We start from the raw sequence: 14,814 nt of genomic DNA on the forward strand, positions 1-14,814 counted from the left end.
TGCCTCCTCTTCTGACTTCATTATATACAAAAAAAGAGATTGTCGCCAATCTCTCACCCTCCTACAAGGTTTTCTTTTTCTGTGCCAGCTTGCTAATGCTGATCTCAATCGAATCATTGATACTGAGCAAGGTATCAATCACCTGTTTATCCGATAAATTCGAATCTAAATCAACATTATAGACAAGCTCCAAGCTATTGCTTTTTTTAATGTTCTTAATGCTAACCAATTCTACATACTTACAGGCATTGATAAAAGTAGCTTCAAATAGTAGTTCGTAATCCAACTCCCTTGGTACTCGAATGGTGATGTTCCGTCTGGTTTGACTAACTGTCGCAAAGGAAGAATTTTCCAAGAATAGCAAGACTAGACAAACAAAGAGCGTAAAAATGGTTGCTAGGATGATAAAGCCCATACCGCAAGCCAGACCAATACCCGTTGCGATAAAGACCATCAAGAGTTCCTTAGCCCCACCTGCCGCAGAGCGAAACCGAATCATCCCGAAGGTTCCCGCAATGGCCACACTGGTTCCCAAGTTGCCATTGACCATAAATATAATCATGGTCATAAGAACCGGAAGAACGGTCAAAGTAATCACAAATTCCTTGGAATATAGGGTCTTGTATTTATAAACTACTGCAATAATCAGCCCCAGAATCAGGCTAACGACTAAACTGGTTGCTAGCATAGACGGTTCTGCGGGGCCTGTATTGGTTTCAAAGATACTTTTAAACAATTGCTCTTTCAAAAATTATTTCCTCTTCTTGACTTTCTACTAACTTACGGTGGGCTGTCCCATATTTAGAAAATGACACGCGCTTCAGACCATACTGATCAATAATGGCTTGAAGCCATTCTGGGTAGGTTTCAGGCACCTTAATTTCCATAATTACTTGATCATCTTCTAATAAAGGATAGCCATACTTTCCTGCAAACAAATCCACATCGTAATGACGATAAAGGATATTTTGGTCAATAGTGATGCGAACCTTCTTATCCTCAATCCCTTTCATTGAAAAACGATCATAGTAAATGTACATCATGGGCTCAATCTTGCCGTAACGCTCTCGAAGCTCTGCCATTGTTTCCAAAAGCACTGGATTGTTGATGGTTTCATCAACTAGGTTATGGCTCATAAATTTCAAGACCGATGCTGGCTTTGAGGTCAAGCGATCCTTCAAGCCAACGCCATTTTCTTTTTTCTTGATTTCTAAAAAGACCTGGCTATCTGCATGTGGATGAGCATCGTAGGTCCGCATACGGATTTTCTCACGCTTCCACAGACGCTCCGCGGAATCTTGAATCATTCGATATTCATTTGTATCAAAATATATATTGGTAATAGTTGAAGTTGGGTAATCATCTTTGACTACATGAGCCTGAAGCTCTGCCATAACCGCTGCTAGTTGATGGCGATCAAGGATATATTTTGTTTCGATTCGTTTAAATTTGGTCTGTACTGTTTCTTTCATCTTACTCTCTTTTTCTACACTTGTCGTTCTAAGGGTTAAGAGAAGAGTGGCTCACTTCCCACTCTCCCTATCTATTACCAGCTTTTCTTTGCTTCTACTTTTTTCTTAATAATTTGACCTGTTGTACCGTTAATCTTGTAGTCAAATTCAGAGTTGTTGGCAAGGGCTTCAACCTCATAGATGCCTTTCTCAAGGTCAACCTCTTTAAAGCGAACTTTAGCTGCTGCCAAGCCTAAATCTTTCAAGACAATAGTCTTCACTTGTTCTACTGAAAGTGTTGGCACTACTGCCACTTTCTTAGGCTGTGTGACTACAACTGGTTTTTTCTGCGAAGTTACTGGTTTTACAGCGACTGCTTTTGTCTTTTTCTTGATAATCTTGCCTGTTAAGCCATTGATATCATATTCATATTCAAGATTATTTGCCACAAAATCCACTTCATAAACGCTCTTCTCAAGATCTACTTCTTTGAAGCGAACCTTATTAGCTGTCAAACCTGCATCCTTCAGGGCAATTGTTTTTGCCTGCTCCATTGAAATCGTTACGGCAACAGTTGTTTTCTTCGCTTGAGTTGGTTGAGCTGGTTTAACAGTAGTCTTTGTAGGGGCTAAGTTCTTTGACTTTTTCTTAATAATCTTTCCTGTGCTAGCTTGGACATCGTAGTCGTACTCCACATTGTTGGCAACTAGATCAATTTCATAGATCCCTTTTTCAAAATCTAGATCCTTAAATCGTACTTGACTAGCATTCAAACCAAGATCTTTTAATACGATTGATTTTGCTGCATCCATTGTTTTGATTTGATTGGCCGATACTGTTTGCTGTAAACCAAGTGTAGCGGCTACTAGTGCTGTAAATGTCAATGTTTTTAACTGTTTCATAATAAACTCCATTATTGTTTTCTTCTACATTTGTAGTATTTGATATTTTAGAATAGAGTGGTCTCCCACTCAATCTTCTACAGTTGTAGTATAATTACATTCTACACTTGTCGTTTTTAAATGTCAAGCCTAAAATCTCAAAAAAGTAAAATATTTTTAAAGACTCTTATCTACTAATGAGCGCTAGCATTTTACCTCATAATGATACTAGATGAGCAAATAAGAAAACACCTCCTATAAAGAGGTGCTCTATATTAGTCATCGGAATCATCTACATCATCTGTATCATCGCTGACATCTACATCATCACTTGTATCAACAGGAGGAATATAGGTTGTCGGTGGAGTTAAGGAGGTAGTGGAGCTAGCTGGAGTTTCTACTACATTGGACACAGGAGCTTGATATGTAGTCGTCGCAGAACCAGTTGAAGTATCTACTGTACTAGTTGCACTTGTCGTTGTCACAACAGTCGCTGAACTCGTAGTAGTAGTTTGAGAGCTAGCTGGTTGAGAAGAAGAGGAAGACACAAGTTTCAAGGTTTCTTTTTCAACTTTCCTTACTTGTTTCGTCAACTTATCAACTTGGATATTGTAGCCAGTTTCTCCTTTAGAAAATGCAACAAGGAAGTAGGTAGATTCTTCCGTCACTTTCACATCTTTGACATCTGACTGCTTGAAGTTTTGGTCTTTTAGAGCCGCTTCTAAGGCTTGCTTATCGGACAAACCTTCCTCTTGAATGACTTGATCCACTTGATTTTCTGTCATTGCTACAACAAAAATAGAACCTGAAAAGACCAAGGCCACGGTCATAAAGGTTGTGACCAACAGACCAAGTGAGCGTATAGGAAGCCGATTATCCATAATCGCAATAATACGACGCTTGAGATTAAACTTATTTGAATAGAAACAGCTAGAAAGCAGGACTGGCTGCTGACTCTTATGGATCATGGTGATAATGGTTTCACCATAAAAAGAACGGTAGGCTTGATCACGTTGACTGAGAACGCTGTGATCACAGTAACTCTCTGCAGCTTCCTGTACTTCCTTGCAGGCAAAGGCCACAATCGGGTTAAACCAGTGGGCAGCCTTCACAAGCAGAACCAATAAATTGGCATATATATCCCTATGTTTATAGTGGGTCAACTCATGTTCAAAAATAAGATCCAGTTCCTCATCTGTATAGTCTGTCGCCGGCAAAAGCACAATGGGATGACGCAGTCCAAAAATCATGGGACTGGAAACCTGTGGATAGTAGAACAGACGAATGTCCTTCTTGATACCAAACTCTTCTTTGATAATATGAAAATTCTCTAAAATCCTTAAGTCAGAAATAGGTGCTCCCCATCTCTTCAAAAGGTTGCTGAATTTCATATAGGCAAAGATTGAACGCCCCAGCACCGTCGTAAAACCTATTAACCAAATGACCAAGAAAATCTGTAGCCAAGGTAAGCCAAGGAAAATATCCACCAAGTTGGGTTGACTAGTGGTTGCTGAGCTAGCTACAGTACCTGTCGTTTCAATAGCAGTCGACACTGCCTTAGGACTGTGCTCAATAGTGACCAAACCCGAACCAAAACGAGGTCTAAAAGGAAAAAGCAGACTAGCCAACAAGGCCAACCAGGTCAGATAACGAACCCTAGCGGAAACCCTATTTTTTAATAAGATAAACAAGCCACTGACTACCAAAATCAATGCCGATGTATATAAACTCATTAGGAAAAAACGCAAGATGAGTGATGACATTTCAAATCTCCAACTATATATTATTTATTCAACAAGCTCCTTAACTCATCCAGTTCATCGGCTGACAAAGCATTGGAGGAGAAGAGGGTTTTGACCAGACCACCAAGCGAGTTCCCTTGGTAACGATCTAAAAAATTTGATGTTTCAACCGCCATATATTCTTCTTCAGACACAATGGCTGTATAGTGACGCTCTCGGCCACTTCGCTCACTCTTCAAAAAACCTTTTTCAGTTAAACGGGCAAGAATGGTCAATAAGGTTTGGGGCTTCCAGTGATTTTCTTCTCCCAAGTTACTAATAATTTGAGCTGAGGTCACTGGGTTTGGCAAGTGCCAAATGGTTCTTAAGACTGTAAATTCTGTATCGGGTAGACGTTTTAAATCATTCATACTTGAAATCCTCTCTTCTTTCTCTATTATTCTACACTTGTCGTTTTAAAATGTCAACTATCCTCACTTACTATTAACAAAGTATTCTGAACAAGAGAAAAACTCAGCCGAAACTGAGTTTTAGTTAAAACCATAAATTCTTTTAGCGATTTTATAGACGGCATTGGAAATTTTTCGCCCTGGGTAACCATAAAGATTGGTCAACTGCCCGAGTAATCCTTTGCGGACAATCTTAAAGAGTGCAGGATTATTATCACGAATATAGTGCCATAATTCCTGCTTTTTCATCATATGCTCAGCAGTACCAGCTCGATTAAGAAGGGCACAGGAGATGATAGTGGTAATTTCTACATGATTGAGCAGGTAACTTCGCAAATCAGTATTGTCAATGGCATTTAAATCCAAATTATCTACTAAAATTCGATTAACTTTTAACTGTTGGTCAATCCTCTTAATCATAACAGATTCATTGACAGACTGGTCATTTCGTCCAATAAAATACCGATAAAAATCTACAGGAAGATAGTACATGGTTTTCACTGCCTGTAAGGGGGTAAATACGAAAATATTATCCACATAAAAGGTATGCTCTGGCAGAGCTAGACCAACCTCCCTTAGCAAATCTGTCCTGTAAATGAGAGAATGCATCATCATGTATTGCCCCTTAGAAAAGGCACCCACATCCTCCCAACCGAAAATTCGATTTTCTGGCAGAACATCCTGATAGGACATGGTTTTCTTCCGAGATTGTCCTTCTTTTTCGTAAACAAAATTGGAAATGAAGGCATCAACAGGTGTACTTGCTTCTTCTAAGGCCTGTAGACTTTCCAAAATCTTCAGATAGGCTCTGGTATCCACCCAGTCATCTGAATCAACTACCTTAAAATACTTACCTTCAGCCTCACGAATCCCTGTATTGACAGCTCCGCCATGGCCTTTATTTTCTTGATAAATAGTCCGTACATTTGAAAATTGATTGGCAAGCTCCTCTGCGATTTCCTGAGTTCGGTCTGTTGAACCATCGTTAATAATCAGAATTTCAACCTTGTCCCCACCCATTACAAGGGAATGAACACAGTAATGAAGGTAGGCCTCCGAATTATAACTCGGTATGGCAATGCTTAGTAAGGTCATCTTTCTCTCCATTTGACACAATTTGTTACTATTCTATCACATTTTTAGGAAAGTTGCTTTTGATATTTTCTTTTTGCTTGATAGGCTCTCCATAGTTGGCCTAAGCCCTTGAAAAAATGGCCATTGACAATTGTTAGAATCCCTTCCACCATCGGTAAATCGAGCAGGTCACCTGTCATCTTTGCCATTGCCCTAAATGGCATATTATAAAGGAACAGCAGGTTCAAGTCAGGAGTCCCTTTCTGCTCTGCTTTTTTCAGTAAGCCAGCCAATAGTTTATGCACACCACGTGCCAAGCCACTCTTCGCAAATTGGAGTTTCAAAACTGGATCGTTCAGGCTCAGTTCTTGACCAATTTTCCAGGTTTCTTCTGGAACTGGACGTCCAAGCAATTGTGCAAAATCCTGCTCTGAAACAGCCTGCACTTGGGCTGTCAGATAAGTCAGAAGATGTTCTGAAGCAGGAAATTGGTCTACAGTGCCTTCTCGGGTAATCTCGCCAACTAAGCGAATATCCTGACTACTTGCACCTACATACAAGAGATAATTTCCAGCCTCTACTTCAAATTTGCCTGTCTCTTTATTAAAATAACGGAACGTATAGTCCTCAAAAGGAATAAAAATCTGTTTGGACTCGCCTGCTTTTATAAATACTTTTTTAAAGCCTTTTAACTCCTTTGCAGGGCGGTAAATCTGACTATCTTCTTTGCCTATGTACAATTGGATAATTTCAGCCCCATCTACCATTCCTGTATTAGTGATTGTGACAGAAACCCCTGATTCAGACACTTCTAATTGACTGTAAGAAAAGTCTGTGTAGGACAATCCATAACCAAAGGGATACTTGACAGCCTTGTCAAGGCTTGTAAAGTAACGGTAGCCTACATAGAGAGCTTCCTTATAGAGGGCAAAATCGCCTCCCGCTGGATAGTCATCCGAAGATGGAACATCTGCAAGATTAACAGGATATGTTTCACTTAGTTTTCCTGATGGGTTGACACGTCCTGTCAAGGTATCTAACATGGCTCTGGCACCAGCTTCTCCTGATAGATAGCCGTGAAAAACCGCATCTACATCCACATCCCAACTCATATCCACAACTGAACCAGCTGATAGGACAACAACGATTTTTTTACCTGTCCCTACCAAGGCATTCAGTAAGGATAACTGGTTTTTAGGGAGACGTATATGATGACGATCCAAGCCCTCACTTTCACTCATTTCATCTAGCCCCATATAGTAAAGAACAAGTTCCGCTTGGTTTGCAAGATTGATAGCCCTGTCAACTAACACCCTATCTTCTTTATCTACACGTTGATAGCCTTGTTCGTAACCAAGGACATTTAATGGATAATCTGCGATGCAATCCACTGTTTTATCTAATTGTCTTGTATTGATTAAAGAAGAACCTGCTCCCTGATAGCGAGGATTTTGGGCAAATTCTCCGATGAGAGCTATTTTTGTCTCACTAGATAAGGGCAAGATCTGATCCTTATTTTTTAATAGCACAATGCTCTCAGTGGCAGCCTGACGGGCCAATTCATGTTGTTCAGAATAATCTACAGCTTGTTTTTCAGCATTAGCCAACTCTAAAACTACATCAATCAGCTCATCCACGCGCTCATTCAATACCTGCTCGGATAGACGACCAGACTGAATAGCGTCAATGATTTCCTTTTGACCGACCTTCTTAGTACCTGGCATTTCCAAATGACTACCATTTTCAACACCGAGGACATGGTCATTGGAGCCACCCCAATCCGATACGACAAAGCCAGTAAAGCCCCATTCGTCACGAAGAATGTCACGCAAGAGGCGCTTGTCTTCATTAGCATAGACACCGTTTATTTTGTTATAGGCAGACATGATTGCCTTTGGATTTCCTTCACGCACAGCAATCTCAAATCCTGTCAGATAGAGCTCTCTCAGTGTGCGCTCGTCTACAATGGAGTCTGAAGCCATACGTCGCAATTCCTGACTGTTTACAGCAAAATGCTTAGGCGTTGCCGCAACACCTTGCGACTGCATTCCCCGAATCATTGCGGCCGCCAGTTTTCCCGCTTGATATGGATCTTCTGAATAATACTCAAAGTTTCGACCACATAAGGGACTGCGCTTGATATTAAGCCCCGGACCCAAAATGACATTGACACCCAAGCTGTTTGCTTCCGCGCCGAGACCTTGTCCGACACGTTCAACTAGATCTACATCCCAAGAATTTGCCAAGGTAGCAGCTGTTGGGAAACAAGTTGCAGGGACAGAGGCATTCAGCCCTAAGTGATCACCTTCACCTTCTTGCTTGCGAATTCCATGTGGTCCATCAGACAAAAAGATAGATGGAATTCCTTTTTCAGGATAATCCTTTGTTTCCCAAACAGATTTTCCTGACATGAGAGCTGCTTTTTCTTCCAATGTTAAACGATTAATAATCTTCTGATGCTTCATCATCTTTTCCTCATTCTATTTCTTTACCACTATCATATCAGACTACACAAGCAATTAAAACGCTTTCTTCATAATCTGTACGATTTTAGGCATAATCTGCTATAAAAAATCTCCCCAGAAAATACTAGGGAGATTGTGTTCATCACTTCTTATTTCATGATTACAAACTTCATCATCGGATAGTTGACAGCCACTTGGACAAAGATATTGACCCAGTTGGCTGCTGTCTGTGCCCAACCCAAACTCAAGCCCCATGATGTAAAAAGCTGAGTAGTGTAGGGTGGTAGCACAATGGACAAAATTCCTGCAACTAGAACAGTTATGATATACCAATGGAGGGTTTTGGAAATATCATTTTCTGCTCCAAAGACCAACTTCCTTTGTACAATGTAATTGACAACTTGCGCTGCTACATAGGCCAAGAGGAAGGAGAGAAAGCCGTTCAAACCGCCATTTTCTACGGAATAATGGAAGATGAACCAGTGAAATGGCTGACTTGACAAGGCTGTAAAGAGGAAATTTGTTGACAACCAAAGAACACAGAAATTTGTAATGGTCGCTATGTTTGATAACACATTAAACTTGATAAATTCCCACAAGTCTGGGTGTTTGGCAATCCATTCTTTCATACGGTCTCCTTACTTATTTTTCAAGCGATTAGCACGCATACGTTTCATCGACTTGATGATACCGCGAGTTGGGATAATGAATAAGAGAATTGCTATTAGCCCCAAGATTACAGTAGCGATATACAGCCAGTACATCCACTGTGGACGAACACGAGAAACTGTATCACCTTTTCCGAGACCGTTCATTGCATTACTATTAACAATACGGTATAAGATAGAACGGGTTGCATTTCTTAATTGATTTACTACAGTAGCATTGTATTCATCATCTTCCAACTTCCAAAGAGTTGAATCTGTATTCAACCATAAATTTGTTCCAGCTGCAAGTCCCTCGCGGTAATCTGCATAAGCAAAAGTTGCAAAAGATGCCTGGTCTGTTGTGGCAACACCATTGAAGCCCCATTCGTTGCGGAGTGTTCCAGTCATCAAACCATAGTGTGCACCAGCCCATTCTCCACCAATACGATTCATAGCCGTCATAACACCACTGGCATCTGCGTCACGAACACCTTGTTCAAACGGACGAAGGTAAAGCTCGCGAATAGACTGTTCATTTGCGAACATAGCTCCACCAATACGGTTGGTCTCTGTATCGTTCAAAGCATAGTGTTTCATGGTTACAATAACACCTTTTGATTGAACTCCCTTAATTTCACTTGCATTCAATTTTGCAGAAAGGAAACTATCTTCCGAGAAGTATTCAAAGTTTCGACCGCCAAATGGAAGTCTGTGCAAGTTCACGCCTGGTGCATACCAACCAGTTACTCCAATATGGATACTATCATTACCAATAGCAACACCTACACGCTCCATCAACTCTGTATTCCAAGTTGCCCCCATAACAACTTGGACAGGGTAAGCTGTTGCTGATTTTCCACCAACCAATGTACTTGAGAATCCTGCAGGCCCATCTTTAAATATTGTTGCAGGAAGGTTGATTTGCTCAATTGCTATTGTTGCATAGCCGCCATTACGCACGAGCTCATCCATATCCTCAACCGTTAATTGATTTAAGAGAGTATCCCAGAGAGGATCATCAAAATCCAGACCTCTCATATCAATAGCATCTAAATGTCCAATTTTTTCATCCTCAGTTCCTGTAATTGGCATTTCTGCATTCTCGTTTTCCAAATTTTTGATTGCCAAGAGTGCTAACAATTCCTTAGTCGCTTCCATCTCTCCTTCTGAATACACTTTTGGCCAAGTACCTTCCCAGTTACTTCGTGAAAGATAAATAGCCGCATCATCGTAAGTTTTAATATCCGCATCAGTAAATTGGTTAACAATATTTTCACCCGTGACTAATGAAACAGAATATGTCTTTGTATCCAAATCAGCTACTTCATGACGAGAAACCATATCAGCATTCCCGTTCTCATCCATACCGTTAGCTGTTGACTTTCCTTTAGCTGTAAGTATATTGTTTACAGCCTCATGAGAATCTTTAGCTACTGTAAAGTAGTAAGTCCCCGCATCAACGATATAAGTACCTACCCCCTTACTGTCGTAAGTTTTCAATTCTTCCTTGGGAACAGTAATTGTCACAGTTTCTGACTGACCTGCATCAAGTTCTGCTGTTTTTGCAAATCCCACTAATTCAACAGCCGATTTTTCAATACCATTTTTCTGGTCGTATTCAGTGTATGGTGATTGTTTATACAATTGAACAACTTCCTTACCAGAGACAGATCCAGTATTTTTTACAGTAACACTAATTTCAAATGCATCCGCAGTTTCATGTTGAATGTAGTTACTATATTCAAAATCTGTATATGATAAACCGTATCCAAATGGATATTGTACCGTTGAAGTATAATTATAATTACCTGAATTTTCACGCCCTAGAACAACATCCTCATAGCGTGTTTCATAATAACGGTAGCCAACATAGATCCCCTCACTATATACTAGATATTTATTCGCTTTGTCAACTTTAGAATTTGTAATACTATAGTCACCGAGATTAGCTACCGCTGGTGCAGAGAAAACATCATAAGCATAAGTATCAGTTAAATGCCCAGATGGATTGACATCACCGTTCAATACTTTTCCAATAGCATTTATCCCAGTTTGACCCACTGCACCAACCCAAATTGCTGCATCGATTTCGTAGGTTTCAAGAAAGTCTAATTCCATTGTATTTGTTGTATTTAAAATAACAACAACTTTTTCAAAATGCTCATTTGCCATTTCTAAAAGAGCTTTTTCATTAGAATCTAGCTCAAGATAGTGACTACCAGTTGATAGATTGGTAGTTGGAATATCTGCACTTTCACCACCTGTACGACCGATTACAACAACTGCAACATCGTCATAATTTTTGAAGGAGTCAATTACCTCATCCGTATAAACATTCACGGGAACCTCATTTACAGCAAATTCACCTTTTCCAAAAACATCTGGAGCTGTTTTACGATAATCTTTTCCTTGCCCAGTAGCATAAAAATCCCAAACAGTTTCATTTACCTCATAGCCAGCAGCCATCATGCTATCTTTCAAAGTCGGTAATCCTTCAGAACTTACTGAGCCAGACCCTCCACCACCATACACAAAATCTACTGAATTTTGACCTAAGAGGGTCACTTTAAGATTCTGAGCTAAAGGAAGAGCCTTAGATTGATTACGTAAAAGAACAATTCCCTCTTCCTCTACTTCTTGTGCTAAGTCTTGACCCGCTTTCTTCCACTCTTCTTCTGAACTAAAATCAGAAGTAAAATAATCTGTCGATTCTGAATTTTTAGCAGTATCCTCTATCTGACTTGAAGTATGTCCTAAAAAATTCGAAATAAGTGCCTGATAACGCGGTGTCACCAAATTGGCAGCAACTAGTACGCCGATAATAACAATTGCGAGAAGATATGAAATCGTTCTTCCAATACCTTTTAGAAATCCCAATAAGATTTTTTTCAATCCTTCCATTACTTCCTCCTAAACGCTACGGCTTTCATGTAAGCCTTTTCTTTTTCTTGAGTCCACTATATCAATTAACATACTCAATGAAAACTCTTTCTTCATAATCTGTCATTTAACCTTCATAATTTGTAAATTGACAAAAATAATCCTACTCTTGCTATTTTATCATTTGATTTTATAAAATATAACTAACAATTTCATTTTAATTTTGATATACTGATAGAAAATAAAAGGGGTGCTTTATGAAAATCGCGATTGTAGAAGATCAAAAAATCGAGCAAGAGAGATTGTCCAACTACATCAAAACCTACTGCCAAAAAGCTGGGATTGCAGTGGAAATCAGCTGTTTTAATGACGGTCTCCATATCACTAGTGACTATCAAAAACAATTTGACCTGATTTACCTAGATGTTGAGATGGAAATTATGGACGGGATGACCACCGCTCAAAAAATTCGGTCTGTGGATAAAGATGTTCTCATCGTTTTTGTGACCAATCATTCCCATGTCGCGATTCAAGGGTATTCAGTTGAAGCTATTGATTTTCTGCTCAAGCCACTGAGCTCCTTTGTCTTTGAGGAACATTTTAAAAAAGTTCTTAGAAAATTACCCGATAGCCAAGAGAAACAAAGTTTGTATATAAAAAGCAAGCAGTCCACTATAAAACTCTATCAAGAAGATATTGTTTACCTAGAAAGTCAAGGACATCAGGTTCACATCTACACAGTTGACGGTGGCCTAACGATTACCCATAATAGTCTCAAGAATCTCGAAGCCATGTTAGACAGTAAAGTGTTTGTACGAGCCCACTCGGCCTATATCATCAATTTGTCCCACGTTCAAAAAGTGGAAGGTAGCCTTGTTTACGTCACAAATACAGCCTTGCCGATTAGCCGGCCAAGGAAAAAGGAATTTATGATAGCTCTAACCAACTTCATCGGAGATAGCCTGCTATGATCAATTTCCCTGATATTCCACGTTTCTATACTGCACTAACAGAAAGCTTGGCCTGCCTACTGGTCTGTTCCTCACTTGTTTTGTCTGAAAAATGGTCACGCAAACAGGTACGCATCCTACTGATTTTCCTCATACAAATCTTACTCCAACTAGCGGCTGGCAAACTCCCCTTGCTCTTTTGGACTGTGGGAATGGGCATCAATATCGCTTGGATGTTTGTTTCCATTCGATTGCTTGGAGTTATCCACAAGAGGACTACTCTCTATTTGACAGCAAAAGCCTTTATCATTGCCGAACTAGTAGCCTCCATTACTTGGCATCTCTATTGTTTGACGATTTATCAACAACCTGTGGATAACTTGTGGACACAGGGGTTGTCTCTGTTGATAACTTCTCTACTTTCCTATTGGCTCATCTATCTTCAAAATCAAAAAGTACGCTTAGAAGAATTAGATAAATTCATTGAGCAGCGAGATGTTACTGTAGCCGTCTTTACAACCTTATCTATCTTTGTTCTTAGTAATATTGGTTTCATCCTCTCAGGCACGCGCCAATTTCAAGACTCGACCAGCATTTTCATCCTCCGGACAACCGTCAATCTCTCTGGTCTTCTACTCCTATTCACCCAAGAATCTCAACAATACGATCGCTATTTACGGCAGGAATTGACTTCTATCAATAATATCTTTCAACTTCAATACAAGCAATACCAAGCCTATCGTGAAAATAGTGAGATTCTTGACCGTAAGGTCCATGATTTAAAGCATCAACTGGCCATCATTCAGCAAGAATCGGATAAAACCAAAAAGGAGCAATACCTAGAAGAAATGAGCGAGGTAATCCAGACACTTGATGCCAAGATTGAAACAGGAAATCCCGTTCTAGATACCATTCTCAGCCAGAAAAATTACTATTGTTTGCAAAATGGAATCAACTTTACCTGTATTGTTCAGGGAGAACCTCTCCATTTTATGGATGTAATGGATATTTCAGCTCTGTTTGGAAATGCCATTGACAATGCCATCGAGGCTGTTGAAAAAATAAATAGCCCTGAACAACGCTTGATTACTTTAAAGGTTGCCAGCCATCAGCAATTTCTCATCATCCGATTAGACAACTACGATACTTCTTCACTTGACTTATCCACAGGACAGCTCCCAGAAACATCAAAAACAAATAAGGACTACCACGGATTCGGTCTTAAGAGTATGGAGTATGTTGCCAATAAATACGGTGGCAGTCTCACACTTAGCAAGGAAGATAATTGGGTTCAACTAAAAATCATTCTCCCTTTACGAGCATAAAAAATCCCGTTTAAATACGGGATTTTCTTAATGTAAGACAAAGCAAAAAGCCCACTGTTGTAGGCTTTCTGTAAGATATTTCTTAAAATTAGAGCATTTTGTTGTACAGTTAAGATTACTTAGCTTTACACGTTCTTTACACTCCCTAACCCCTGATTTGATGGGCTTTCTAACTAAATAACTTATAATTAGACAGTGTTAAATATCCCCCAAAAGTTCGCCAAAAGGGGAGCAAAAAAGGGCCTTTCAGTAGCCCTAAGTTATGAGTTCAGCAGGCAAGAAACTAGCACCGCCCCAAGGTGCTTTTTTAGTTCCCTGGTATCTTGCTGATACTATTGTATCAAAAAGCACGCGCTTATATTCTGTTATCTTCACAATTTGATACTTTTGTTAAGTTATCTTGCTTACCTTCGTTTCTATCTTCCAATATTGGCCGTTTTTCCAAGATAGCGCGTGATCATGTATTTTCAGACTCGCATAACCTTCCCAAAACCTTTACATTATCAAAACTTTTAAAAAGGGAAAATTGTACTCGAAAAAGTTCGGCGTTGTAGCCCCTTGGCCAAACCTACCCCCGTTCTAAAAATGAGGGGACTAATCACAACCTTTACTATATCCTACTGTGTTTTACTGTATCCACTAGTATTGTGTTACTAATCCTATGATTTTACAAAATCGTTTGCTGTTCGCATTATACGCTCTTTGAAACTAGCCAAAACGTAACGCTTTTTGTTAGGATTAACCCCATTTTGTTAGGATTGTGTTACCATTTGGGAGACTTACAACCCTCTAAAAACTCAATAATACCAAGGTTACTTTGAAAGCCTCTAGCCTCGTAAATTGCCACATTATCGCCCCTTTCTACGTTTCTTCTTCAGCTTTTTAAACCTTTGCTGTTCCTTTAGCTGGTCCAGGGTTGGCCTGCGGTCTTTGTAAAATTTTTCATCATG

General features: G+C 39.7%; 11 protein-coding genes. 2 read left to right on the forward strand and 9 right to left on the reverse strand.

Translation table 11 applies throughout. The features are described 5' to 3' along the window. Positions 1-61: 61 nt before the first annotated feature. From PW220_RS10030 to PW220_RS10070, 9 genes are all read right to left on the reverse strand, one after another. Positions 62-748, reverse strand: a complete 687-nt coding sequence (locus PW220_RS10030; RefSeq protein WP_238139155.1) for a DUF4956 domain-containing protein — start codon at positions 746-748, stop codon at positions 62-64. Beyond that, complete coding sequence (locus PW220_RS10035; protein ID WP_248055824.1) at positions 729-1,472, reverse strand: polyphosphate polymerase domain-containing protein; 744 nt, start codon at positions 1,470-1,472, stop codon at positions 729-731. The genes PW220_RS10030 and PW220_RS10035 overlap by 20 nt, the downstream gene beginning before the upstream one ends. Positions 1,473-1,546: 74 nt before the next feature. Next, complete coding sequence (locus tag PW220_RS10040; protein ID WP_248055826.1) at positions 1,547-2,353, reverse strand: PepSY domain-containing protein; 807 nt, start codon at positions 2,351-2,353, stop codon at positions 1,547-1,549. 254 nt (positions 2,354-2,607) lie between these two features. Further along, on the reverse strand, positions 2,608-4,095 hold the full coding sequence (locus PW220_RS10045) for a M56 family metallopeptidase (RefSeq protein ID WP_248055827.1): 1,488 nt from the start codon (positions 4,093-4,095) through the stop codon (positions 2,608-2,610). 20 nt (positions 4,096-4,115) lie between these two features. After that, positions 4,116-4,484, reverse strand: a complete 369-nt coding sequence (locus PW220_RS10050; RefSeq protein ID WP_105109261.1) for a BlaI/MecI/CopY family transcriptional regulator — start codon at positions 4,482-4,484, stop codon at positions 4,116-4,118. A gap of 120 nt (positions 4,485-4,604) precedes the next feature. Beyond that, entirely contained in the window at positions 4,605-5,618 is a 1,014-nt protein-coding gene (locus tag PW220_RS10055) for a glycosyltransferase family 2 protein (RefSeq protein ID WP_248055829.1), read from the reverse strand. Positions 5,619-5,662: 44 nt separating this feature from the next. After that, on the reverse strand, positions 5,663-8,062 hold the full coding sequence (locus tag PW220_RS10060; protein ID WP_248055876.1) for a glycoside hydrolase family 3 C-terminal domain-containing protein: 2,400 nt from the start codon (positions 8,060-8,062) through the stop codon (positions 5,663-5,665). A 149-nt stretch (positions 8,063-8,211) separates the two neighbouring features. Further along, a complete protein-coding gene (locus PW220_RS10065) occupies positions 8,212-8,691 on the reverse strand; it encodes a GtrA family protein (RefSeq protein WP_024411042.1) in 480 nt (159 codons plus the stop codon). Positions 8,692-8,700: 9 nt separating this feature from the next. Further along, on the reverse strand, positions 8,701-11,610 hold the full coding sequence (locus PW220_RS10070) for a glycoside hydrolase family 3 protein (protein WP_316716435.1): 2,910 nt from the start codon (positions 11,608-11,610) through the stop codon (positions 8,701-8,703). Between the two features lie 236 nt (positions 11,611-11,846). Here PW220_RS10070 and PW220_RS10075 point away from each other — a divergent pair, with 236 nt between their 5' ends. Together PW220_RS10075 and PW220_RS10080 are read left to right on the forward strand one after the other, a co-directional pair. Beyond that, the gene (locus PW220_RS10075; protein WP_024398029.1) at positions 11,847-12,560 is read left to right on the forward strand and encodes a LytR/AlgR family response regulator transcription factor; all 714 of its coding nucleotides are present in this window, start codon (positions 11,847-11,849) and stop codon (positions 12,558-12,560) included. After that, positions 12,557-13,864, forward strand: coding sequence for an ATP-binding protein (locus PW220_RS10080; protein WP_248055832.1), 1,308 nt, complete (start codon positions 12,557-12,559; stop codon positions 13,862-13,864). Before PW220_RS10075 ends, PW220_RS10080 begins: the two co-directional genes overlap by 4 nt. Positions 13,865-14,814: the final 950 nt, after the last annotated feature.

It is taken from the genome of Streptococcus sp. 29892 (genome assembly GCF_032594935.1).
Taxonomy (GTDB): Bacteria; Bacillota; Bacilli; order Lactobacillales; family Streptococcaceae; genus Streptococcus; species Streptococcus hyiners.

Bases quoted from the DNA above. Each gene is read 5' to 3' on its own strand.
- PW220_RS10075 (WP_024398029.1), top strand. From the start codon at position 11,847: ATGAAAATCGCGATTGTAGAAGATCAAAAAATCGAGCAAGAGAGATTG.
- PW220_RS10040 (WP_248055826.1), bottom strand. From the start codon at position 2,353: ATGAAACAGTTAAAAACATTGACATTTACAGCACTAGTAGCCGCTACA.
- PW220_RS10055 (WP_248055829.1), bottom strand. From the start codon at position 5,618: ATGACCTTACTAAGCATTGCCATACCGAGTTATAATTCGGAGGCCTAC.
- PW220_RS10060 (WP_248055876.1), bottom strand. From the start codon at position 8,062: ATGAAGCATCAGAAGATTATTAATCGTTTAACATTGGAAGAAAAAGCA.
- PW220_RS10035 (WP_248055824.1), bottom strand. From the start codon at position 1,472: ATGAAAGAAACAGTACAGACCAAATTTAAACGAATCGAAACAAAATAT.
- PW220_RS10070 (WP_316716435.1), bottom strand. From the start codon at position 11,610: ATGGAAGGATTGAAAAAAATCTTATTGGGATTTCTAAAAGGTATTGGA.
- PW220_RS10050 (WP_105109261.1), bottom strand. From the start codon at position 4,484: ATGAATGATTTAAAACGTCTACCCGATACAGAATTTACAGTCTTAAGA.
- PW220_RS10080 (WP_248055832.1), top strand. From the start codon at position 12,557: ATGATCAATTTCCCTGATATTCCACGTTTCTATACTGCACTAACAGAA.
- PW220_RS10045 (WP_248055827.1), bottom strand. From the start codon at position 4,095: ATGTCATCACTCATCTTGCGTTTTTTCCTAATGAGTTTATATACATCG.
- PW220_RS10065 (WP_024411042.1), bottom strand. From the start codon at position 8,691: ATGAAAGAATGGATTGCCAAACACCCAGACTTGTGGGAATTTATCAAG.